The sequence below is a fragment of the Colwellia sp. PAMC 20917 genome, assembly GCF_001767295.1.
Lineage (GTDB): Bacteria > Pseudomonadota > Gammaproteobacteria > Enterobacterales > Alteromonadaceae > Colwellia_A.
In genome coordinates this window covers 2522708-2547712 of sequence record NZ_CP014944.1, presented here as the reverse complement: position 1 = coordinate 2547712, position 25005 = coordinate 2522708, and the positions used below count along the sequence as shown (strand labels likewise).

Here is a 25005-nt window from a genome sequence, read left to right as displayed (position 1 = left end):
CAAAGCTTTGACTGGCGGTAATAAGACCGTTCAGCTTAATCATCAAGGATTCAATGCGTGTACCTTTTTGAACCATTAAAAGAACTTGTTTCAAGCTATCTTTCTAAAGTACAAATTGACTTATTAAAGCAAGCTTACCTTGTTGCGCGTGAAGCGCATGAAGGACAAATGCGTTCAAGCGGTGAGCCTTATATTACTCATCCGGTAGCCGTTGCTTTAAACCTAGCAAAAATGCACCTTGACCATGAAACCTTAATGGCGGCATTACTCCATGATGTTATTGAGGATACTCCGGTAACTAAAGACGAATTAGCCGAATTATTTGGCTATACCGTAGCTGAATTAGTTGAAGGTGTCAGTAAGCTTGATAAATTAAAGTTTGATAACAAAGAAGAGATGCAAGCGGAAAACTTCCGTAAAATGATACTTGCCATGGTGCAAGACATACGCGTAATTCTGATTAAACTTGCCGACCGCACACACAACATGCGCACGCTCGAATCTTTACGTCCAGATAAACGTCGACGTATTGCCCGTGAAACATTAGAAATTTACGCCCCCATTGCTAACCGTTTGGGTATTCACGATATTAAAAGTGAATTAGAAGTTTTAGGTTTTGAAGCCCTTTACCCGATGCGCGCACGTGCGTTAAAGTCAGCGGTAAAAAAAGCCCGTGGTAATCGCAAAGAAATTATTAATAACATTCAAGAAGAAATTGCGGCTCGTCTTAAAGAAAGTGGGATTGAAGCACAAGTTATTGGCCGAGAAAAGCACCTTTATTCTATCTATCGTAAAATGCTCAATAAAGAATTAATGTTCAATGAAGTTATGGATATTTACGCTTTTCGTGTCATCGTAGAGAATAAGATCGATAATTGTTACCGAACACTTGGCGCCGTGCATAACTTATTCAAACCGATTGAAAGCCGCTTTAAAGATTATATCGCTATTCCCAAAACAAATGGTTATCAATCGCTGCATACTTCACTGATTGGTCCACATGGCATCCCTGTTGAAATTCAAATTCGTACGCAAGATATGGACCAAATGGCAGACAAAGGAGTAGCCGCTCACTGGTTGTACAAACAAGACGGCGATAAGAGTGGCACCACAGCTCAAATGAAAGCTCGTCGTTGGATGCAAAGTTTATTAGAATTACAACAAAGTGCTGGTAGTTCATTTGAATTTATTGAGAACGTAAAGTCAGACTTATTTCCTGAAGAAATTTATGTCTTTACCCCAGACGGACGTATTATTGAATTGCCGATGGGCGCAACTGCTGTCGATTTTGCTTATGCTGTTCACACTGATGTTGGTAATTCATGTGTCGGGGTTAAGGTCGATCGTAAACCTTATCCACTAAGTCGAGCTATTGATTCAGGGCAAACCATTGAAGTTATAACTTCTTCTGCCGCTCGACCGAATGCCACTTGGTTAAACTTTGTTGTTACTGCTAAAGCACGCTTACAAATTCGTACTTATTTACGTTCACAAGAGCAAACAGAATCTTATGGTTTAGGACGACGTTTATTAAGTCATGCCTTAGGTAAAGTCCATATCGAAGACATTGACCAAGCAAAAATTGATCAGGTTGTTAAGGAGACCGGTAATACCAGTCTTGATGGCCTACTCGTCAATATTGGCTTAGGTAATGCGTTAAGCATAGGTATTGCTAGACGATTAACCGATGAATTTACTATAGATAGTGCAGAAAGTGGCTTCGCTGATCCAAACAGTAAAACCAAAATGCCAATAAAAGGCAGCGAAGGTATGTTGGTCAGTTACGGAAAATGTTGCCGTCCTATTCCAGGAGACGCTATATTAGCTTACTTGAGTCCTGGTAAAGGTTTAATGGTGCATCAACAAGGTTGTCGTAACATTAAAAACCATGAACAAGGTAGCTTATTTCCAGTAAAATGGGACAGTGACATTAACCGAGACTTCATTGCAAAATTACGTATTGAAATAATGAATCATCAAGGTGCACTCGCCGCATTGACCAATGTTATTGCTAAGTGTGAATCCAATGTTCATGCGTTAAATTCTGGTGAAAAAGACTCGGGACTATATGCGATTGACATGGAAATAACCTGTCGAGACCGCGTTCATTTAGCCGATATTATTCGAAAAATAAAAGTGATGATTGATGTTCAGCGTGTTGTGCGTAATAAGTAGTCAATCATCTTTAACAAAATTACTATGTAGGAAATACTATGAAAACAATTATCAGTACAGATAACGCACCCAGTGCAATCGGCACATACAGCCAAGCGGTAAAAGTTAATAATACCGTTTACCTTTCAGGCCAGATCCCTCTTATTCCAGAGACAATGACTGTTGTTTCTGAAGACTTTACCGAACAAACTAATCAGGTATTTAAGAACTTAGTTGCGGTATGTGAAGCTGCAGGCGGTAATATTAACGATATGGTGAAGGTAAATATCTTCATGATGGATCTCGCCAACTTTGCAACAGTAAACGAAGTAATGAGCCAATATTTTCAGCAACCCTACCCAGCACGCGCTGCGGTACAAGTTTCTCGTTTACCCAAAGACGTATTAATTGAAATAGATGGCGTGATGGAATTACCTAACGTCGGCTAATTTCCGCTGTTAACTGTAAAGTATATTCTCCCTCCTTAAATTTAATGGTTGCACCTAACCATTAAATTTAAGAGCAAGTTGTCAAAAATATGTAAAAATCTCGTATAAAAAATTTGTTTAGCTATTTTTAGATGATGAACCATAAAGTGTAGATGTGAAGTGTAATGACTCCTGAAAGATTAAAAAGAATAAACGCGATGCTCGATAAACGCCAACCAGATTTAACTGTTTGTATGGAAGGTGTTCATAAGTCACATAACCTTGCCGCGGTTGTTCGCACCGCCGATGCCGTTGGCGTTAGTGATGTTCATGCCATCTGGAAAAGTGATGAAATGGAAGTACGTGGCGGCAGTGCTGCGGGTAGTCAAAACTGGATTGATGTGCACAACTACACGACAACTAAAGATGCTATTGATGAATTAAAAAAGCAAGGCATGCAAATATTGGTGACCAACCTTTCTGATAGCGCTGTAGATTTTCGTGAGATCGATTACACCAAACCAACGGCTATTATTTTAGGCCAAGAAAAGTTTGGTGCTTCAGATATTGCACTTGCAATGGCCGATCAAGATATTGTTATTCCTATGGTTGGCATGGTGCAATCGTTAAACGTTTCTGTCGCCTCTTCTGTGGTTTTGTATGAAGCGCAACGTCAGCGTCAATTAGCTGGAATGTATGACACTGCTCGAATTGATGATAATCGCCGTCAGCGTTTCTTATTTGAAGGTGGGCATCCTATTTTTGCTGAAGCATGTAAACGTAAGGGCTTACCTTATCCTGTAATTGATGAAGAAGGACAAATCATTGCCTCTGAACCATGGTGGGAACAGATGCAAATGACTCAAGCGGCTTGGAAAGCATTAGATAATTAATCGACAGCATTGCTGAAATTTTATAGCTAAGCCCTTAAATATGCCATTTAGGTGATTTGACTATATGATAAAAGGACAATAACTTAGTGTCAAAAGGGCTAGCCAAACTCGCACAAATAGCCATCACCAGCTTAAAAGGTGTTGGTCCAAGCATGGCAGAAAAACTTGAAAAAGTTGGCTTGCGCTCACTACAAGATTTACTTTTTCATTTACCCAATCGTTATGAAGACCGGACTCGTGTTACCGCAATACGAGACTGTTTTCCTGGTGTTTTCACTAATATTATTGGTGAAATCACCGGTAGCCAAATCATTAATGGCAAGGGACGTATGTTACTGGTTACCGTTCAAGATGCTTCAGGAACAGTAACCTTACGTTTTTTTCGCTTTAGCGCTGCACAAAAAAATAGCTTAGCATTAGGGCTGAACATTCGCTGTTATGGTGAAATTAAACGTGGCGCTCGTGGTTTTGAAATAATTCATCCTGAGTATAAATCCCTTGATGAAGACCAGCATTTAACCGAGGTAGAAGAAACACTAACCCCCGTTTACCCAACAACTGAAGGCTTACGGCAAATAACTTTACGTAACTTAACCGAGCAAGCGTTAATTAGATTAGAACGAGGCCAAGTTGAAGAGTTATTACCTGATGAGTTTAATTTGCAAAATTATTCTCTTGCACAAGCTTTGGCGCTTATTCATCGTCCACCCCCTGAAACTTCAGTGATACAACTGGAAGAGGGTAAGCATCCAGCACAGTTGCGATTAATAAAAGAAGAATTATTGGCGCATAATTTAAGTATGCTGAAATTACGCCAGTCTAGTGATGCTCATCGTTCAATCTCTTTAATCGATGATCAAGTACTCAGTGATAAATTTTTAGCCTCATTACCTTTTTCACCCACCAATGCCCAGGTGAGAGTGGTAAAAGAAATTCGTCAGGACCTGATGAAAACTCAGCCAATGATGCGCCTAGTACAAGGTGATGTGGGTTCAGGAAAAACCTTAGTAGCAGCACTTGCAGCACTCACCGCTATCAGTAAAGGCTTTCAGGTTGCCTTAATGGCGCCAACAGAAATATTAGCAGAACAACATGCCCTTAATTTTAAAAACTGGTTTGAACCGCTTGATATTAGCGTCGGCTGGCTAGCTGGAAAAACGAAGGCAAAAGCAAGACGTAGCGCACTAGAGCATATCGAAAATGGTAGTATGCAGATGATTGTTGGTACCCATGCTTTATTTCAAGATAAAGTTATCTTTCATAATTTAACACTGATTATTATTGATGAACAACATCGCTTTGGTGTACATCAGCGTTTATCACTGCGCGAGAAAGGCGCTTTTGAGGGTAATTATCCGCATCAATTGATTATGACAGCAACTCCGATCCCTCGCACGTTAGCCATGACTGCCTATGCCGATTTAGACACCTCTATTATTGATGAACTTCCCCCAGGAAGAACCCCGATAAATACCATCGCCTTACCTGACACACGCCGTGAAGATGTAGTTGAACGCATTCGAAAAGGCTGTGTAGAAGACAACCGACAAGCTTATTGGGTGTGTACATTAATTGAAGAGTCTGAAGTATTACAATGCCAAGCAGCAGAAGATACGGCGGTGTATTTACAAGAGCAACTAACAGAATTAAAAATTGGTTTGATACACGGAAGAATGAAAGCCGTTGAAAAACAGTCAGTAATGGAAACGTTTAAAAAAGGCGAACTAGACTTGTTAGTGGCGACAACCGTTATTGAGGTCGGTGTTGATGTCCCCAATTCCAGCTTAATGGTCATTGAAAACCCTGAACGGTTAGGCTTAGCGCAACTCCATCAGCTACGTGGTCGTGTAGGAAGAGGTACAGTCGCTTCACATTGTGTATTAATGTATAAAAGCCCACTCTCTAAAACCGCAACCAAACGCTTAGCGGTATTACGTGAAAGTAATGACGGCTTTGTTATCGCACAAAAAGACTTAGAAATACGAGGACCAGGTGAATTTTTAGGTACCAAGCAAACGGGTCTCGCCGATCTAAAAATAGCAGACTTGCTCAGAGATGCGCATTTAATTCCAGAAGTACAGCAACATGCTTATCTTATTTGGAAAAAACACCCACAAAATGCCCAAGCGATTATTCAGCGTTGGATGGGAGACCGCGAATACTTTACCAATGCTTAAGCTGCTTTATATAGAAATAAAACAGCTAAGCCAAGACGAAAGCGCAAATTACTTTCTTATTATTCTCAATAAATACAAGCTCAACAATAAACCAAAGCTTATTGCTCCTCCACCTGAGGTTTTCACTTTTGCTGGTGCGGTAACAACAACAGCAAGTGCTTTACTAACCGTGATGCTTCTGGTCGTTTTAACGCTAAGGCCTGTGCTATCCATTACCGTTAATTCAACACTATAGGTACCAGCCTGAGAAAAAGTGTAACTAGGGTTTTGTATGTTACTGGTACTATTATCATCAAAATCCCAAGCATAACTATATTGTGAATCCCCCCGACTGGACTTGAAGTAAAGGTCACCACTAAATCATTAGCTGAATGAGAAAATGAAACCCTTAAATCGGACGCTTCCGAGGAGCTTGAAAGTGTTACGGTTGCCGAAGTACTATCAGAGCTTTGCAAGTCGACCTTCATGCTAAAGTCGAGTTTGGGTAGGATAACACCAGACTCAGGTTGACTTGGCGAAGAGTAATCATTGGAATCGCTAAAGAAACTCTTTGCAACATTATGCACATCACCGTTAAAAGGTTGTTGGTCGTATAAACTAAATGCAGCGTCGTGTATCTGATATGCCGAATTTCTGTTACTGCCATTAGACGCTTTTACTAAGTTTTGATCGGCATCAATCACACCGATAAATAACTGGCCAGCATGTTCATCTACCTTATTGTCAGCAATATTGTCATTACGATACCAAAGTAAAACGCCCGCATCGTAGCCGATATTTTTTAAGCGGCTATCAACACTGGTATGACTGCGTAATTGAACATAATAGTAATGGGGTAAACCGGCAATTTTATCAGCTAAACGGCTAAAGCCCGCAAGTGTAGCTTGATTTTCTACTTCGCCATCGATAGCAAAGATCTCACTCGCACCATTGAATACTTTTATTTCATCTGCGACAAAGCCATAACCACCTTCCGCTTGATCGGTAACATAATTAATTTTAATGACAACACTTTGTCCAGCAAAGCTAGCAAGATCAAAGGTTAAATCAGTCCATTTTAAATCACCTTCTGCATTGGCAATATCCGCTGAATTTCCGCTGATATATTCACCTATGCTGGGGTAATATGGATTGCTATTTTGGCTGTGATTTCCCTTAATCACGGTGTCGTTTACTAATACCTGCAGGTAATCATAGTCTTGTTCTATTTCCCAGCGCGCTTTCATCGACAATGTCGGGGTACCTGCTGGCAGGTCGACTGAGAACGACATACTGTTTTCCAACATATCACCCTTATTCGAATAAAATTGATATTCTCCCGCGTAAGCAGCTGGAAAATCTAATACAGAGGGCGGTAAGTTCACCTTAATCTGGTTAACCGCAGTATGATCAACCGTACTAACCAAGGAGATACTCTCATTGTTTAATGTCGCAAAATCAACTTGCCGTTGAGTTATCCAGTTGCCTTGATAACGCTCCTGTAGATAATCACGGGCCAGAGGACTAAAGGCTGACGGGCGAGTTCCTGCTGGAGAGCCTAGCCAAGTACCAGAAGCCATGACTGACCATTCTGAAACGGGCGCCCCAATATCACTACTATCGATATCATATTCGTCAAGTAAACCTAAATCATGACCAAATTCATGGACAACAACGCCCGGAGCCGCATCAATCGGATTAATAGTATAACCAAACGCTTTTATCTCAGAGCCAGGAATAGTGGCTGGTTGATCACCCGCATCATTGAGCACAAAACTTCGATGTGACCAAATAGCATCTTCGGCTAAATTACCACCACCGGCTTCCTCACCGATACTGGCATGGAAAAGCATAATATGATCAATAATACCGTCAGGTTCATTAACATTTCCGTCTCCGTCAAAATCAAATAAATCAGTTTTGTCGTAAGGGGATAAATCTAAACCATTAGCAACAAGTTGTGTAACTGCTTCAACAACAAGCGCCTTAACATTTTGATCATTTTCGGTTTCTTCGTCGTTACTACCATAATAACTGGCATTATTCTCTGCAGTCACCCAGCCCTTAACTTGGCCGGTAAAAAAGAATTTCTGACCAGACTCATGTTGATAATATTGATAAGCCGATTCAATATTTTGTCCTGATGGACCATCAAATCCACTCGTAGAAAATAAGAGCTCATTATAATGAGCAGGCGAATAATTCGCATAAAACATATCGGTATCATTCGCTGACAAACCATTATCGTTATGCTTTAAATCATTAAAATCGATCAGTATCGCTAAAATATTAACCGTGGTTTCAACGTCAGCATCCGCTGTTTCTTGTAATAAATAATGGGCTATTTGAGTTTTTTTCAATTGACTATTGAAGCCCATCTTTTCACGGCGTTCTCCACTACTAAAACGTTCAGCGGCTACCACTTTTTTTGATAAGGCCTGAGGCAAAACTTTAGGTTGAAATGATTTTTTTATCAGATAATTAGACAGTGCTTGTTTTTTTTGTTGGTCAGTGGCGTTTATTGACAATTCACCTCTTTTTTCTAACCAATAGAGAATACGCTCTTTGTTAATAACACCAGCATCTGCTGGTGAACTTTTTGAAAAACGTTTTATATCATCAGTATTTTCTGCTCGTAAAGGCAGCTGACTTATCAAGACCAACAAAGCTAATAGATAGGGTATCTTCATGAGTTTTCCTCGTGTCACTTGTTATTTAGCACAGTTTTTCAAAGCCGCGTTTTTCTTACGAATATAGTTATTAACTGCATGCTCTATTTCTTCATTAGATAATGAACCATCAATTTTACCATTGGCAATTAACCGCTCTTTTAACTTTTGCGTGTTTTTAAGTGGTGGTATCGTTGACTGACGACAAACAACTTTTTTTATAATAACTTGTTCGCTGCTATTTTTAGTGGTTAGTGGTGCTACTGCTTGCTGACACCCCAGTAATAAAGTCATCACGACCCCTAAATAAAATTTCATAACATCGCCGTATATAACAATAATAATAACCATAATACAGCATATTAATTAGTGGATAAAGTTTAACCAACACAGTCCATTTAATAAAAAACCCCACCACTTGATTTCAAGTGTTAATAATTGCTAAAAAATACGGTAAACTGTCAGTAATTTTAGTGATAAGTGAATGTTAGATGGCCGCTCAACAAGATAATCATCAAGAAAATGGATCAAATTCTTCAAGTGACAACACCACACATTTTGGCTTTCAAACGGTAGATAAAAACGAGAAAGAGTCAAAGGTTGCCAGTGTATTTCACTCTGTCGCCGCCCAATATGATGTGATGAATGACCTAATGTCTTTTGGTATTCATCGCCTTTGGAAACGCTTCACCATAGATGCTAGTGGCGTACGTCCTGGTAACAAAGTACTAGATTTAGCCGGTGGTACTGGCGATTTAACCGCAAAATTTTCACAGCTAGTTGGTCGTGAAGGCAAGGTTATTCTTGCTGATATTAATAGCTCTATGCTCAATGTTGGTCGAGATAAGTTACGTGACAAAGGTTTAGTACAAAATATTGAATACGTACAAGCCAATGCACAATACTTACCCTTTGAAGACAATACCTTTGATATTGTCACCATAGCTTTTGGTTTACGTAACGTTACTGACAAAGATATGGCGCTAAGGTCTATTTACCGTGTATTAAAACCCGGTGGTCGTTTATTGGTGCTAGAATTTTCAAAACCAGAACATCAGTTAATCAGTAAGGCTTACGACTTTTATTCTTTTAATATTCTTCCTAAAATGGGCGAATTAGTGGCTAAAGATGGTGATAGCTATCAATATTTAGCCGAGTCTATTCGCATGCACCCTGATCAAGAAACATTAAAAGAGATGATGGATTCGGCGGGTTTTGAACAGACAAGCTTCAAAAACCTTACCGGTGGTGTTGTTGCTCTGCACAAAGGGTATAAATTTTAATCGTGACAAACTTCAGTAGTCAGTTAATGTTTCAACAAACGCTTTGTTCAACCGTAGAGTTTGCCTTTAATCAAGCACTCGCAATCAATGTTAAGGGTGCCAGTGTTTTGCAGACCTTAGAAGAAAAAACATTGACCATTTTATTATCTGAGTTAGGTTTTCCGCTAAGTTTCTCTATTAATAACAACAAAGTGTTAGTGACTGGTCTAACTGAACGTAGCGACTGTACAATAAATACGAGTATAAAAACCTTACGTGAACTAAAGAAAGAGCAACAAATTACGGAGTTAATCAAGCAAGAGAAACTCGATGTTCAAGGTGACATTAAAGTTGCTCAACAGTTTGCTAATATTGCCCAATCATTAGAAATCGATTGGCAAAGCGAAATTGCTCAGCATATTGGTGATATTCCTACTTATAAGTTGTCACAGTTAGGTAAGCGCTGGGCGAAGAAAATTAATTTTGCCACACAACAGATACAAGCAGACGCCAGCGAATGGCTAGTGCATGAAAAACGATTAGTGGTAACAGCCAGTCAACTCGGTAGTTTTAGTGAACAGGTTACTGAAATAACTAAGCAAACAAATACAGTAGCGGAACGTATTCAGCGACTTGCTGAAAAAATAACTCCCTTAACTTAATTCTCAAGGAACATTGTGAGCAGTTTACGACTTTATCGCATCATTAAAACATTTCTTCAATTTGGTCTTGATGAACTGATCCCAAGCCATATGATACCTTGGTATGCAAAATTCATTCGCTTCACATTATTCTGGTTACGTAATAAACACCAAGATAAGCCTTCAGCCTTGCGACTTCGCCTAGCGATTGAATCTTTAGGTCCGGTGTTTGTAAAGTTTGGCCAGATGTTGTCAACCCGTCGTGACTTACTTCCTGAAGATTTTGCCAACGAACTAGCATTGCTGCAAGATCAAGTACCTGCTTTTGATGGTGAATTAGCCAAAGCTATTGTTTTAGAAGCCATAGGTGAAGAAACATTTAATCAGCATTTTAGTGATTTTAATAGTAAACCTCTTGCTTCGGCGTCAATTGCCCAAGTGCATACAGCCACCTTGCTGCAAGACGGACAACCTTTTGAAGTAGTCCTTAAAGTTTTACGCCCCAACATTACTGAGACAATTTTAGCTGACGTAAAAGTCATGTCGCTATTTGCGGGTGTTGTTGCTAAATTTTTACCTGATGGTAAACGACTACGTCCAAAAGAGGTCGTTAATGAATACCGAAAAACGATTGTTGACGAACTAGATCTCAACCGTGAAGCCGCGAATGCAACCTTATTAAAGCACAATTTTTCCCAGGGTAATGCCAGCGATAGCGTATTATATGTACCCAAGGTTTATAGTGATTTTAGCCATGAAAACGTAATGGTTATGGAACGTATTTATGGTATTGGCGTTGGAGAGATAGCGACACTTCAAGGGCTTGGCGTAGACATGAAATTACTTGCTGAACGTGGTGTTGAAGTGTTTTTTACCCAAGTATTTCGTGACAGTTTTTTTCATGCTGATATGCATCCAGGCAATGTTTTTGTCGATGCAACAAACCCTGCCGATCCAACATGGATAGCAATAGATTGTGGTATCTGTGGTACGTTAAACCGTGAAGATAAACGCTACTTGGCCGAAAATTTTGTCGCGTTTTTTAATAGAGATTATCGGAAAGTTGCCGAGCTCCATGTCGACTCTGGCTGGGTACCAAGCGAGACTAGTGTTGATGAGTTTGAATTTGCTATTCGCACCGTTTGCGAACCGATATTCAACAAACCCTTATCAGAAATATCTTTCGGGCAAGTGCTGGTAAGCCTTTTTAACACCGCCAGACGATTCAATATGGAAGTGCAACCACAATTAGTTTTATTACAGAAAACCTTACTCTATATCGAAGGCTTAGGCCGACAACTATACCCACAACTCGACTTATGGCAAACCGCTAAACCTTTCTTAGAGAATTGGGTAAAACAGCAAATGGGTGTTAAAGCCGTATTCAAAAAGATAAAAGAGAATCTACCTTTTTGGAATGAAAAACTGCCTGAAATGCCAGACCTGCTTTATGATTATTTAAAAACGACCCAAGTAAGCCGTCAAAAGCAAATGCACTTATTCACTGAATTAAAAACGCAGCAACACAAAAATCATAAAGTTATTATTGGTACTTTGCTTTTTAGTACCTTATGTATTTGTGCAGCTATTATATTTCACTAATACCAGCTTCAACTGTCTGAGTAAATATCAGTAATGGAGTTATCTCACATTAACCTAAGCTGAGATAATTACTGCAGGAGTTATCCGTTCGAGGACTAAATCTAAGTTGACGTTATCAGCTTGAGACGCAATAAATTTTTTGAGACAGAAAAAAATTATTATTTTGTGCCTATTTGAGGTCATAACTACTAGTGTTATAAAGGCTACTAACCGACAATATAATCGCTAACGTAACTACTTTAACGACGACTAATGCCAAAACCTACCTGTTTTGGCCTTAATTAACCCTAAAAACAGTCCTTTTTACCACCATTGCTGCCAGTCAATTTTGAATTATTAACGATCACTCTATGCGCTTTGCTGACGTTAGCTAGTGGTTGTTCTTTAGGTCGATAATTAGCCAAAAGCGGAAGTTAGCTTTTGAGTTACTAACGACAGTTCAGAACCTTAATCAGTCGCTCAATTATTGCTTCGATCATCGTTACAATAATGAACAAAAAATTGCATGGAACATCAACTATACCAGTGTTTATCAGGAAATGTTGATGAAAAAAAATAGTGATTCGGAGCAAGGGAGTGGGGAGTGTAGCTCTGGCTCTGCTTCGAAAAGACAACTTAAACCGATGCGATATAAACCATCACCTAATTAAAAATGGCACCACTTAGGTGCCATTAACTTGGTTCATCATAACGCTTGAATGAATATTAAACTTTTCTTCTTAAGCGCATAAGACCTAGTAGTGATAAAGCAAAGATTGCTAAAGAGCTTGGCTCTGGTACTTCAGTTGAATTACCTGATGAATTTTGAGAGTAATAGTCACTTATCTTTACGCCTTTCATTGAAAAATCTGTAGAACTTTGTGCAAAGCCAAGCTGTATTGGAAATTGATGTTGATCATCATTACTATCAATTCCTGATACAATAAACTTATCTACGTCAAAGCCTATTAAACTACTGAAATCAACATTTTCAGTTAAGTCAAAATCACCAAGCAAGTTCCACTCATCGCCTTGCTGGTAGAAAATATCAAACATATCACCAAAACCAGCGGGGAAACCTAAAATATCGCTAAACAAACCACCATCAGTTGTTTCGAATAAAAATGATTCCCATGGATCTGGGTCATACCAACCGCCAGAGACAGCATCAGTGAAAAAGAATGTTCCATCTTCACCAATATCATCAGGCATGAAAGGGGTTTCTTGAGTTGCCCCTTCACCCGTAATTATTGAAGCAGTATATGAATCTTGGTATGCTCTTTTACCACTATCGTTAGACCAACCGTCTAGCCATAAATTCCCACGAGAACCTACTGTAAGATCTATAGCTCCCTCATAAGTACCTTCTATTACTATTGTGGAGTTTTGGCTTTCAATGTTCTTACTTGATAGTATCCCGCTACTAAGCATAGAACCTCCTAACTCCTCGTAGTAACTAGTGGCTTTACCAAACTCATTTATTACTGAAATAGATAAATCTTCTACTCCCAGTCCGCCTAGTCGCCAATAATCGGCCCATGAAGTTATATCATAGGAGCCATCACAGTTTAGACCACACCCTAGATCTCCGTTATCTCCATCAGCCTGAAACTGTATTGTAGCGACAAATTTTTCTTTTGACGTCCTTGCATAGTCACCAGTTTTGGAATCTATATTATTATAAGTAATCCTAGAATTACCCATACTATGTGCGCCTCCATCTACTTCTTCAATAACAGTTGTATATGGATCAGGGTATCCATTTGGATCATCTGTTAGATAAACGCAATCATTTGTTGGGCATGTAGGAACTTCTCTAGTTTGAGTTCCTTTACTACCTGAAACTGCTCCAGACATTGTTGTCGTCCCATCATTAACTTTCAGCTCAACGCTACTATTTGCCTGAGAAACTCCATAATTTGCCTGAGAATCATATTGGTAAGTACCATCTTGTATGGTGTGTCCGTTGTAACTGTCGCCTTCAGCTCCTGATGTATGAGCATCAGCGTTAATTGCGGTTGATTTGGTGGTAACTTTCCAGTAAGAAACTTTGGGTTCAATTAAGCTTGAAACCGCATTAAAACTTGTAAAGCACACTAAGGCAAGGGGGAGAAATGTAACTTTCATTGAAAATCCTTTTCTTTATTTTTATTTATATGATTATGATAAGTATGTAAAAAATCCAACTTGACAGGTGCAGGCAAAATGTATGCCTAATTTGTAATTCATTGATGCTTATGGTTTTTTAATTTTGGTTTCTTGTGTTTTCTTAAAAGTGTAAAATTTACTGACAGTTTGCCCTAACATATTAATTTTAAAATAAATAACTTTGTTGAATAAGATGATTAGCTAGTAAATAGTGATCAGAATATTTTCCGAGATTAAAACAGCTAGACTACGCGCACTTATACTTAAATTGTACTTTTTTTGTTGGGTCAAATACGGGACAAAAATTTAGTTATGAACAGTTATATTTTGTTTTTATTTTTATTTTTATAACTCCATATTTTACAGGGCGTTGGGTCTAAGTGGCACTTAATGCAATGTTAATAAAATTAGGTGACAGGTGTCGTCTATCCGACCCGAAGCGCCATAGAATCACAAAAATTTAATACCTAAAATCATATTAACCTAATGTCCGCTTTGGTATTTTCTAATCAAATTATAATTTTTGACTTTATAGATTCCTGATGAAATTTAGAACAATTCTATTATCTAACGCAGGACTGATTTTCATCGGTTCAAATGTCGATAGATAAGCCAAGGTTAAGGTCTTCTTTCGTATCAGAGAAGACCATTTTAGTGCTGATTTAGGGTGTTAGAAAAGGTCTCGAATGTGGCAGCTAGTGACCTTAGAACAATGATCACTGGTAGCTTTGCCCTCACCAAAAGCTAACGTCAAAAAAGTGCGCTTAGTTGATCTAATGTTCTGAAAAGCTTAATGTCTTCTTAGATACGATAGCTGACATAAGCCTTTGCTTATTTAACTGCTACCATTTCGACAATTATTCGTAAAAAGGATTGGTTATATATGGATGGCTTTTTGTCAAAAACTATAAAAATCACACAAGTCGTGCTGAATAATCAGTTAAAGTGCCTGAAGGCTTTTACACGTATGATATAACAAAGGATACTTAATCCTACGGTAGTGGTTTTTAATGAATTAACTATTAAGAAACCATTAGGTGTCGATATTTTTTACAGTTACCAATCACCAGAAACAAAAAAACATCAGTCATGACAATTGATGTTTTCCGTAGTAAAACAATTTTAAATTATTAAGCTTGTTTCTTAAATCGACGTGATACTAAACCAATCATTCCTAATGCAAAAATAGCAATTGTTGATGGCTCTGGTACTGCGACACTTATCAAACTGACATCATCGACAGTTGATGCACCACTAACATTTTGGAGCTTTAATGTAGTTAAAGTATTGCTAGCCGTAAAAGTGAAACTCCCAGTAACCCATCCCCCGCCCGTCGATAGACCGGTAATTAGATCTGTAGTCCCTGTGTTGTAGAGATGAGCACTAACACGACCGGCTCCTCCGCTCCAACCTATCATTGAATACGTGAGCTCGTATAAGGACCCGATGTTGGTTGCGAAGGATTGTTCGACATAGCCAAAGCCATAGCCATTCCCAACATGCATTGCATTTAATCCTTCAAGAGTCGACATCCCCGCATAAGGCATACCTAGCAGGTACGTTTGACCGCTTATAGTTGACCACGCACCATAACCGCTTGATGTGCTAGCAGTACCTGTGGCTTGTCCAAATTCAAATCCACCATCTACAATCAAGTTCGCATGAGTGACTGTCGTTGATAGTACGACTAAGGCTGCTATTGCGATTTTTAAAAATTTAAACTTCATTTAATCTTCCTTTTAATCCCTTTCCATAAACTTTGGTAGGTAATAGTAATTTATTGATATCTTTATTTTAATACAAAAAATACGCCAAACTTATAAAACTTAATTATTTCAATATTATGGAAGTTCGATAAAATTTATATATAATAATACTGTAAAAAAAACTGACACATAAACATTCATCAACTGTTTGAATTTACAGCTTGATTTTAAGGAACAATAATTTAAGTTAACTTTAGTATAAAAACGTCATAAGGTGATTGAATTTCAGCTAAAACCAAATATAAATCATCAAAAGAATCATGTTAAACTTCCTAAAACACGTATTTTAGTAGTGTAATTGATTAGAGCTGAGTAGTGTTAATTGTTGTAATGAATTACCAAAGCATAATTACAGGCCAGTATATTCAACACAACACTACGACCTAGCAACTGACTTGTAATCACTTGTCTTGATATGTCATCCGTTGGTATTGTTATAAAATCAACAAGTAGATTTTATAAAATAAGTTATCAATTTCTATATTCGTGAAGTTAGAATAAAACCAGAGGATAAAAATCAATATATGCATACTAGCGGATTATTCTCCGTTGTTAGTGAAAGCCAGATAATAGGCAAAGCGAACTGTCACTAATCATTCTGTGAACGAAAATTTAGCCTTATAGTTGGCATCTAAAACTTAAACTCTCCAGACTATATTGAGCTTACGCCTATCCCTCAAACATATAGTAATTTCTGGCTTAAATTGCCCCCTAATGTGTTTATGGTTTTACAAAGGCTTAATGTCCGCAATTGGTACAGCCTGTGTGAAAACGTTTTGATCACTTTTTCGAATAAGCACCGGATACTTATGATCAATCAATCTCAAAACAAGATAATATATCACTCAATATTTGCTATAATATTCATTAGGTTAATTGATTATATGTTGGCTGTATGTCACGTCATATTAAAGGTTTATCTCGCTCCCAAGCAACCCTCTTTCCAGAAATGCTTGAAGATTTTGTCGCTAAAGAAAATCCTGTTAGAGTAATTGATGTATTTGTCGATGGTTTAGATTTAGAAAACCTTGGTTTCAAAGGTGTTCAATCTAAAGCAACTGGCCGACCTGGTTATCACCCCGCCATATTACTCAAAATTTATATCTATGGTTATTTAAACCGAATTCAGTCATCACGCTGTCTAGAGCGAGAAACACAACGTAATGTTGAACTTATGTGGCTCACGGAGCGTTTATCCCCAGACTTTAAAACGATTGCTGACTTTAGAAAAGATAACCACAGTGGAATTAAAAACACCTGTAAAACCTTCGTTCAAATGTGCCATAAATTCAATATGTTTAGTGAAGCGACTGTTGCTATAGATGGTAGTAAGTTTAAGGCATCCAACAACAAAGATAAAAACTACACTCCAAGTAAAATGAAGTCTCATATTGAGCGAGTAGAAAAGCATATTAATAATTATTTTTTGAAGCTTGAACAGTCAGATTCACAAGAGAACACATCACAATACATTGCTAATATTGAATCTAAATTAGATTTCTTAAAACAACACCTCGTTGAACTAAAAGAGATGGAATTAGCCGTCAATAATCATCCTGATAAACAAGTATCAACAGTCGATCCTGATTCTCGCTTGATGAAAACACAGGGCATGACACGAGCGATTTGCTATAACATACAAAGCGCTGTCGATACTAAACATCATTTAATTGTTGCTCACGAAGTCACCAATACAACAGATAGGGGGCAGTTGTGCAATATGACCAAACTGACACTTAAAGCGTTAGGGAAAAGTGTTACAACAATATTGGCAGATAAGGGTTATTACAGCCGACAAGATATTAAAGATACTCAAGATTTAGGTGTATCGACGCTTGTACCAAAAACCGATACATCAGGCTCAGAAAAGAAGGGAATTTTTAACAAGTCACTGTTTGAATATAATCAAGATAATGATGTTTATATTTGCCCTGCGGGCAATGAGCTTCAACATCGATTCAATGCGATAGAAGGAGGGTTAGATATCAAAATTTACTTCAATGGTATGGCTTGTAAAAATTGCACTATCCGAAGCCAATGTACCCGTTCTAAAAAAGACCCAAGAAGAATGAGACGTTGGATCCATGAAGCTGATATGGAAAAAATGGAAGCCTTGCTCAAAGCAACGCCTGATGCGATGCTTCAACGAAAACAAACGGTTGAACATCCCTTTGGTACGATTAAGTTGTGGGCAGGAGCCACGCACCTTTTAACAAGAGGGTTTAAAAATGTCAGTACAGAATTGAACCTGCATGTATTGGCGTATAATTTAAAAAGAATGCTCAATATATTTGGAATAGAAAAGTTGATGAAGGAAGTGATGTTGCCGTAAGAGGTAACTCTTTCCTTAAAAGACCCAAATATGTTTCAAATAGGAGCCAATATCAGCAATTTTGAACGAATAAAAAATATAAAGCATGGATATTCATAAATATCGGCTTCGCTACGCGAAGCCTTCTAAATAGCTGATATAAACCCTCAATAATGAAAACTTACAATAATTAGTTTTCACACAGGCTGGGTACTAAGCAGTCTTTAATGGCTGCTTTTTTATTTCTGCATTAGGTCAGGTTTGTGGCTTTAGTTAGCGTTAAGAGGCGAAATACCAAAGACAGCAATGAACTTGAAGTGAACGTTGTAATTTGTGCGTTACTCGCTTTCATAAAGCGCGTAAGTTATTTTTACAAGCCCGTAAAATAATGAATAGGAAATCCACCAACAATAAATTATATCTGTTGGGCTGTTTTAATTTTAGATGACCTTATTGTATGTCTAACATTTCAACTTATATTCTGACCAATGCAAAGTATTACCTAACAAAACGACACTGCCAGAAACAATCAAGATTGCTGTACTCAAAATACCCGTCATAATGATACATTCCGCTATACCGCCATCGTCACAATCTCCTAGCTCCCCCATTTGAGTGGATTTTAAGGTTAGTTTTTTTGTCACCATATCGCAGTCATAATAGTAAGGCTGGTCAGGTGAAGAAGAAGGAACGAATGCACATGAACTGACGGAAATACAAATAAAACAACTCAACAGCACTTTCTTTAAACTCATCAACTGCGATATCCATATAATTAATTTTTCATTAAAAGTTTGACCAATAAAAGACTTATCAGCTTTTATTAAGTTAGAGGTCGAACTTTGTGTAGATTAATTATAATGAAATACAAAACATTAACTGTTCAGTTTTTGTATTTCATTTGTTTAACTTTGTAAGATTATTTTAATTTTCATGGCTAATTGTTAATAAAAAATAACGCCTCATTGAAGCAAAGAGGCGTTATTTTTATAATCATTAATGGCGGGCTTAATTGAAATTTTTTGTTTTAGTTATCTTTAGCCAAAACATAAAAAAGTACTTATTTATTTTTATTCTTGAGCATATCACGCAAATTCGCCACACCCATTTTAGTGGTTTTGTCTTTGTGCTCTTGGCTTTTTTTAGTTTCTGTTAGCTCCCAACTTAAATCGTCTTGCGGTAATTCGTGTAAAAATCGACTCGCTTCGGTGCGAGAAACTTCACCATATTGTCGGCGCTCTTTGGCATAAGTAAAAATTAATTCACGTTGCGCACGGGTAATTCCCACATAAGCCAATCGACGCTCTTCTTCAACGTTACCTTCGTCCATACTTGTTTGGTGTGGCAATAAACCTTCTTCCATGCCAATCAAGAAGACATAAGGAAATTCTAGCCCCTTAGAAGCGTGTAGTGTCATTAATTGTACTTGGTCAGCATCGTCTTCATCTTCGCCACGTTCCATCATATCGCGCAAGGTTAAGCGGGTTACAATGGCTGGCAATAACATAGGCTCTTCTTCATCATCCCCTTCAAGCATATTAGTTACCCAACTAAAAAGTTGCGTAACGTTTTTCATGCGCATTTCTGCTGCTTTTGGGCTAGGCGAAGTGTCGTACAGCCAATCTTCATAATTTATTTCACGGATCATCGCTCTAAGCACTGCAGGCGTATCACCTCGCTCCGCGTGATCGCCAGTTTCAACTAACCAACGAGTAAACCTTTGCACATGTACTAAACCACGACCGGTTAAATGCTGTTCAAGCCCCAACTCAAAACTAGCGGCGAACATACTTATTTGCCGCATATTGGCGTAATTACCCAGTTTTTCTAGTGTCGTGGGTCCAATTTCTCTGCGTGGTACATTAACTATTCTTAGAAATGCATTGTCATCATCCGGGTTCACCAAAACACGTAAAAATGCCATCATGTCTTTAATTTCGCTGCGTGAGAAGAATGAAGTCCCGCCGCTGATCTTATAAGGAATACGGTTAAGCATTAATGCTTTTTCTAATAAGCGTGATTGATGATTACCACGATACAAGATCGCATAATTTTTAAATTTACTTTTGTTTAAGAACTTATGACCAATTAATTCACCGACCACTCGCTCAATTTCATGCTCTTCATTTTTCGCTTGAATAACGCGCAGTTCAACGCCGTAAGCCAACTCACTAAACAACGCTTTGTCGTAAACATGAGGATTGTTCGCGATTAATGTATTGGCACACTTAAGAATACGACCACTTGATCGGTAATTTTGTTCTAACTTAATCAACTTAAGTTGCGGAAAATCTTCTCCGAGTAAAACAAGATTTTGCGGTTTTGCACCACGCCATGAATATATAGATTGATCGTCATCGCCAACAACCGTTAACAAAGCCCGTTCACCGGCGATTAATTTTACTAACTCATATTGGCTAGCATTGGTATCTTGATATTCATCAACCAGTAAGTATTGAATTTTTTTCTGCCAGCGTGCTTTAACGTCAGGAAAGTTTTTTAATAACAAGGTAGGGATTAAAATTAAGTCATCGAAATCAAGCGCGTTATAGGCCTTCATATGTTTTTGATAGAGCTGGTAAAATTCAGCAAACATCGTGGTATCTGCATCACCAGCCATTTTTATCGCGGAGTCAGGTAACATTAAGTCATTTTTCCAATTGGAAATCATGCTCTGTAATTTACTCAGTAAATCTTTATCACCATCAAGCTCATCATGTGTTAATTCTTTTAATAAAGACAACGTGTCTTGGTCGTCAAATAAGGTAAAACCGGGTTTATAACCTAAGGTTTTAATTTCTTTACGAATAATATCAAGACCCAGCGAGTGAAAAGTCGAAACGGTGAGACCTCGCGTTAAACTTTTGTCCATCATCTTAATCACACGTTCTTTCATTTCTCGTGCGGCTTTATTGGTAAAGGTTACTGCCGCAATATTACGAGCTTTGTAATCACATTTTTCAATAAGATAAGCAATTTTCTTACAGATAACCCCTGTTTTACCACTACCCGCGCCGGCTAATACTAAGCAGGGGCCAGTAACATATTTTACCGCTTCATTTTGTCCGGGGTTAAGTTTCATAGTGTTCAGTTTTTCAGATAATTAGATTTTCAGGGCGATGATTTTACCTTGTTTGCTCTATATCGTATATACCCGCGCACAGGTCAAACTCTACATTGTTAAATATCTTGTAGTTAATAAATTAGCCATTGGCAAAACCATTAAATACATTACAATGAGCTCATTGATGAACTAAGGATAATGATTATGTTTAACGCTAAAAAGATTGAAGAAATCGCCAAACAAGTTTCTGATGCAATTCCACCTAAATTCAAAGATATAGCTGCAGATATTGAAGAAAAAACCAAAGTGGTGTTACAACGAAAATTAACACAGCTTGACGTAGTTTCTCGTGAAGAGTTTGATGTTCAAACACAAGTATTATTAAAAACACGTCAGAAACTGGCTGAGTTAGAAAATAAGCTCGCTGAAATCGAAACTAAGTTAGCTGAATAAAGTCACAAATAGCGATAAGTTATTATTGGTACAACTAACTTATCGCTTCGAAGAGTATGACTAAGTGACTATTTTATAGACACGCCGCTCTAAAATAAAGCCCATAACTCCCATGAAAAACAAGAATACACCCGCTATTCGTAGCCATGCATTTATTGGCTGAGCAATGATTTTTTCACTATCAGCACGATAAAGCCGAAGCCCTTCTGGTAATGTTACGACATAGTTTTTCCCTAAGAATTTCTCAGACAATATGAATTTTTCATCCTTACGTTGTGTCATCTCCATCTTCTTTTTATAGTAAAGCTGATTTTTTACATCTTCTCGCGGGATCATCTTCTCCCAATCATCAAATATATCTTTTGGCTCTCCCGCTAAAACAACGCCTTGAGAATAGTATCCAAACTGTACCTCTGGAAACAATATTTTACTTTGCCCAACATAGAATACAGTAAGCGCAAGGACAATCAGTGCACTGCATATATAAAGATAACGCCTTTGATTTAACATTTGTGATTGCTGTTGCTGCTTTAACCAATGCTCTATATCAGGTATCTGCTTAAGCTGAGTCTCAGCGTAGCGTCTGTCGAATGCAGCTATAAAATCAGCTAAAGATAACTCATAAGCGGCTAATAACCTTCTAAAAATATCATTTGATGGCATTGACTTATCATTTTCTAACTTTGATAAATAAGATTGCTCTATTCCCGTTAAATCAGCTAAATCAGGCTGACTTAATGCTTTTTCATTTCTAAGTTTTTTTAACTGTTCACCAAGCGTCATTTGCTTTTCCTTTTTAGATTAAGTATTAAAATGCCGTCGACAGCAGACTTATTCTTGGTTATTCCTGCAATAATATAAAGGTGAATATTTAAGAATATTGTTGAATATAGAAATGTTGTTAGGGTTATTTGACATAAATGTTTATTGTCATTGCTTACCCATAAAAAAGCAGCCACCGGCTGCTTTTTTATTTTAAGGATAAACTTAATTTAATTGATATCTTTTAGTTTCTCAATATATTGTAGCTTCTCAATATTTAGCATAACGCGGCAATAGAATTCTTCGGGACAAAAAGGTTTTCGTAGAAAATCATCGGCACCATTTTTAATGAATCGTGCTGATTGAAAACTCTTTTCTGAACTCGCTACCGCTATAATGATTAACTCATTAATTGGGTGTTTGGCTCTAATTTTATGCACTAATTCTAAGCCACTCACCCCGGTTAAATCTTGCTCAAGGATCACAATTTTTATATCTGGTTGCTCCTCAAGCTTTTTAATTGCTTTGGTACCATCTTCAACATCATAAACTGTAAAGTTTCTTCGTTTAAGTAACTGACAAACATGATTTCTTGAGGCTAAAGAATCATCAACGACTAAAACACCAATTTTTGGGTTATGAAGTTGACCATGAAGGATTCGAAGTAAGTAATGATAAGCCTGAGCATTCGTTTTTGTAATGTAATCAATAATGGGTTGGTTAAGTAATTTCTTATGTGTAGCGTCATCAATTCGGCCCGTCATGATAATACTGGGAATATTGTGTTGAACAATATAGGGAACAACTTCACCATTAGGCGCATCAGGTAAACCATAATCAAGCGTCGCTAAGAAAAAACTATGCTCTTGGGCGAGCAACACTTTAACATGAGCAAAGGTGTGAGCGATGGTCACGGAATATCCTAAGGAAACAGCAATTTTTTCAATAACTAGCGCAATTGACTTACTGTCCTCAACAACGAGCAATCTTTTTTGGGTCATATAAAACTCACTCGCATTAGTAAAACTTAATTATAAATTACTATACCTGAGAGTTTCACTAAGTAAACTTATATTACCCGGTGGCTCTTCTTTGCTTAACTGCTTCTGCTAAACAAAGAGAATTGTCGTCATTAAAGTAAACAATAAAACAAGTTAATCTATCTTCTTTATGTAACAAGCAGCCAATGGCTGCTTGTTAACTTTTAAAGGTAAACTCGCTTCAATTTACCACAGGTTACAACTTCATTGGCTGCATTTGTTTATAGGTTAGGCTACGCCATAACCATTCCATGGGACCAAAGCGGTAGCGGTTTAACCACCATTTAGATAATATTATTTGAATCACTATAATGGCTATAACAATAAGCATTTGCGGTGCTCTTGATATCTCACCGTATTGCCCTCCCGCATAACCATAAAAGATACTCGTTAAAATAACTGAGTGCATTAAATAATTGGTTAATGCCATTTGCCCCATGGGTGAAAATGCGACAAAAAACTGCTGCCACTTTTGTTTGTTTAACGCACAAACAACGAGACCTAAATATCCTGCCGAGAGTAAATATTGGCCGATATAAAAAAGTGTTTGCCCAACACCTTGCAGCATGACTGAAATAGCTGCGGCAGGGTGTTGAATAATTAAGATGCTAGCAACATTTAATGGAATACCAACGCATAAACCAACTTTAGCCAAGAGACTAAAAAATTTATGATGCTCTTGGTGTTTGGTTATTTTTTCTGTCACCACCAGCCAAAAACCTAAGATAAATATTGGTATTAAAACGACCAACGACATAATAGGCGTGAACATCAACATAAATCCCAGAAAGCCAAGCCGGTATTCTGTAGCTTGCCAATAACTATTTTGCATAAAGGCACTATCTTCTTCAGCAATATCCGCCTGTAATACTTTACGTTGCTCAATAGTTTCAGCAATAGTGATTTCTCTCAGTTCTTCATCGGTAAGTATAACTTCTTCAGGACTAGACTCTTCACTATCAATAGCATTGTTCTTTTCTAATATAACATCAGTATTTATCAGTAATTGCTGTTCAACTGCTGTATATATATCAAGTTCGTTTTGCCATATTTCTTGATACTTAGACTCGTTAAAAACCATGCCCAATATAGAACCCAAAAAACTCACCAAAAAAAGAGGGATCATTAGCCACATTAAGGCTAATTTTAAATAAGCTTTTGGGTCTTCTGTTTTTTTATAGGTAACCCAAGCTAATAGGATTAAACCCGCGATAGCGTACTGGTGTAAAATATCACCGCCCCATAAAAAAATCATATGGGCTATACCGATGAGCAGCAACACCAACATACGACGAACAAACCAAGCACCAAAGGGTCGACCTGCATCTTTGGCACGTAACAACATAACAGCAAAGCCCATTCCAAAGATAAGGGCAAATAATTTATAAAATTTACCTTCAACAAAACAACGAATTAACCAACCAATTGCATGGTCAATACCCGTTAAGGTTGTATCGTGTCCGCCTAAAGAAATAATTGCACGGTTAAACCATTCAATATTCATCAATAAAATACCAACGAGAGCTAGGCCGCGTAAAATATCTAAGGCATCAACACGTTTATGTTTATCCAAGGGTTTTAACTTAGGGGGGGGTATTACCGATTCATCTTCTTGGCTTACTTGCATCATGAATTGTCCATATAGTTTTTATGGATATAGAATAAACTAATTTTTCT

General features: G+C 37.8%; 18 protein-coding genes and 2 pseudogenes. 9 read left to right on the top strand and 11 right to left on the bottom strand.

Annotation, left to right across the window (positions count from 1 at the left end):
* The first annotated feature begins 57 nt into the window (after window positions 1-57).
* From spoT to recG, 4 genes are all read left to right on the top strand, one after another.
* Complete coding sequence (gene spoT / locus A3Q34_RS10970) at window positions 58-2175, top strand: bifunctional GTP diphosphokinase/guanosine-3',5'-bis pyrophosphate 3'-pyrophosphohydrolase (protein ID WP_070375401.1); 2118 nt, start codon at window positions 58-60, stop codon at window positions 2173-2175.
* A 38-nt stretch (window positions 2176-2213) separates the two neighbouring features.
* Window positions 2214-2603: a RidA family protein gene (locus tag A3Q34_RS10965; protein ID WP_070375400.1), complete on the top strand. Its 390-nt coding sequence runs from the start codon at window positions 2214-2216 to the stop codon at window positions 2601-2603.
* A gap of 164 nt (window positions 2604-2767) precedes the next feature.
* Window positions 2768-3475: a tRNA (guanosine(18)-2'-O)-methyltransferase TrmH gene (gene trmH, locus A3Q34_RS10960; protein ID WP_070375399.1), complete on the top strand. Its 708-nt coding sequence runs from the start codon at window positions 2768-2770 to the stop codon at window positions 3473-3475.
* A gap of 86 nt (window positions 3476-3561) precedes the next feature.
* Window positions 3562-5652, top strand: coding sequence for an ATP-dependent DNA helicase RecG (gene recG, locus A3Q34_RS10955; protein ID WP_070375398.1), 2091 nt, complete (start codon window positions 3562-3564; stop codon window positions 5650-5652).
* A 48-nt stretch (window positions 5653-5700) separates the two neighbouring features.
* Here recG and A3Q34_RS20900 read toward each other — a convergent pair whose 3' ends face one another.
* The 4 genes and pseudogenes from A3Q34_RS20900 to A3Q34_RS10940 all read right to left on the bottom strand — a co-directional run bounded on the left by A3Q34_RS20900 (window position 5701) and on the right by A3Q34_RS10940 (window position 8618).
* Window positions 5701-5865: a hypothetical protein gene (locus A3Q34_RS20900; RefSeq protein ID WP_157470957.1), complete on the bottom strand. Its 165-nt coding sequence runs from the start codon at window positions 5863-5865 to the stop codon at window positions 5701-5703.
* An 18-nt stretch (window positions 5866-5883) separates the two neighbouring features.
* Window positions 5884-5928: pseudogene (locus A3Q34_RS21265) on the bottom strand (hypothetical protein); the annotation flags it as partial.
* A 212-nt stretch (window positions 5929-6140) separates the two neighbouring features.
* Window positions 6141-8009 (bottom strand): annotated as a pseudogene (locus A3Q34_RS10945) (immune inhibitor A domain-containing protein); the annotation flags it as partial.
* A gap of 333 nt (window positions 8010-8342) precedes the next feature.
* Window positions 8343-8618 (bottom strand): hypothetical protein, encoded by a 276-nt coding sequence (locus A3Q34_RS10940; RefSeq protein WP_157470955.1) that lies wholly within the window; start codon window positions 8616-8618, stop codon window positions 8343-8345.
* Window positions 8619-8791: 173 nt separating this feature from the next.
* Between A3Q34_RS10940 and ubiE the strand changes: the two genes are divergently transcribed.
* From ubiE to ubiB, 3 genes are read left to right on the top strand one after another with little or no spacing between them, the layout of a single operon-like run.
* The gene (gene ubiE, locus A3Q34_RS10935; protein ID WP_070375394.1) at window positions 8792-9583 is read left to right on the top strand and encodes a bifunctional demethylmenaquinone methyltransferase/2-methoxy-6-polyprenyl-1,4-benzoquinol methylase UbiE; all 792 of its coding nucleotides are present in this window, start codon (window positions 8792-8794) and stop codon (window positions 9581-9583) included.
* Between the two features lie 26 nt (window positions 9584-9609).
* Window positions 9610-10224, top strand: a complete 615-nt coding sequence (locus tag A3Q34_RS10930; RefSeq protein ID WP_157470953.1) for a ubiquinone biosynthesis accessory factor UbiJ — start codon at window positions 9610-9612, stop codon at window positions 10222-10224.
* 15 nt (window positions 10225-10239) lie between these two features.
* A complete protein-coding gene (gene ubiB / locus A3Q34_RS10925) occupies window positions 10240-11805 on the top strand; it encodes a ubiquinone biosynthesis regulatory protein kinase UbiB (RefSeq protein WP_070375392.1) in 1566 nt (521 codons plus the stop codon).
* A 705-nt stretch (window positions 11806-12510) separates the two neighbouring features.
* Here ubiB and A3Q34_RS10920 read toward each other — a convergent pair.
* Both A3Q34_RS10920 and A3Q34_RS20895 read right to left on the bottom strand, forming a co-directional pair.
* Window positions 12511-13911, bottom strand: a complete 1401-nt coding sequence (locus A3Q34_RS10920) for a PEP-CTERM sorting domain-containing protein (protein WP_070375391.1) — start codon at window positions 13909-13911, stop codon at window positions 12511-12513.
* A gap of 1151 nt (window positions 13912-15062) precedes the next feature.
* Window positions 15063-15659 carry a PEP-CTERM sorting domain-containing protein gene (locus A3Q34_RS20895; RefSeq protein WP_070375390.1) on the bottom strand — a complete coding sequence of 199 codons (597 nt, stop codon included), beginning with the start codon at window positions 15657-15659 and terminating at the stop codon, window positions 15063-15065.
* A 934-nt stretch (window positions 15660-16593) separates the two neighbouring features.
* Here A3Q34_RS20895 and A3Q34_RS10910 point away from each other — a divergent pair.
* Entirely contained in the window at window positions 16594-18030 is a 1437-nt protein-coding gene (locus A3Q34_RS10910; RefSeq protein ID WP_070373900.1) for an IS1182 family transposase, read from the top strand.
* Between the two features lie 440 nt (window positions 18031-18470).
* Here the strand turns inward: A3Q34_RS10910 and A3Q34_RS20515 are convergent, their stop codons facing one another.
* Both A3Q34_RS20515 and rep read right to left on the bottom strand, forming a co-directional pair.
* Window positions 18471-18656, bottom strand: a complete 186-nt coding sequence (locus A3Q34_RS20515) for a hypothetical protein (RefSeq protein WP_157470951.1) — start codon at window positions 18654-18656, stop codon at window positions 18471-18473.
* A gap of 413 nt (window positions 18657-19069) precedes the next feature.
* Window positions 19070-21091: a DNA helicase Rep gene (gene rep, locus A3Q34_RS10900; protein ID WP_070375388.1), complete on the bottom strand. Its 2022-nt coding sequence runs from the start codon at window positions 21089-21091 to the stop codon at window positions 19070-19072.
* 186 nt (window positions 21092-21277) lie between these two features.
* Here rep and ubiK point away from each other — a divergent pair, with 186 nt between their 5' ends.
* Complete coding sequence (ubiK, locus tag A3Q34_RS10895; protein ID WP_070375387.1) at window positions 21278-21526, top strand: ubiquinone biosynthesis accessory factor UbiK; 249 nt, start codon at window positions 21278-21280, stop codon at window positions 21524-21526.
* 60 nt (window positions 21527-21586) lie between these two features.
* Here the strand turns inward: ubiK and A3Q34_RS10890 are convergent, their stop codons facing one another.
* From A3Q34_RS10890 to A3Q34_RS20890, 3 genes are all read right to left on the bottom strand, one after another.
* Window positions 21587-22309, bottom strand: coding sequence for a helix-turn-helix domain-containing protein (locus A3Q34_RS10890; protein WP_070375386.1), 723 nt, complete (start codon window positions 22307-22309; stop codon window positions 21587-21589).
* A gap of 209 nt (window positions 22310-22518) precedes the next feature.
* The gene (locus A3Q34_RS10885) at window positions 22519-23289 is read right to left on the bottom strand and encodes a response regulator (protein WP_070375385.1); all 771 of its coding nucleotides are present in this window, start codon (window positions 23287-23289) and stop codon (window positions 22519-22521) included.
* Window positions 23290-23524: 235 nt separating this feature from the next.
* Window positions 23525-24958 (bottom strand): DUF418 domain-containing protein, encoded by a 1434-nt coding sequence (locus A3Q34_RS20890; protein WP_231907339.1) that lies wholly within the window; start codon window positions 24956-24958, stop codon window positions 23525-23527.
* Between the last annotated feature and the right edge of the window lie 47 nt (window positions 24959-25005).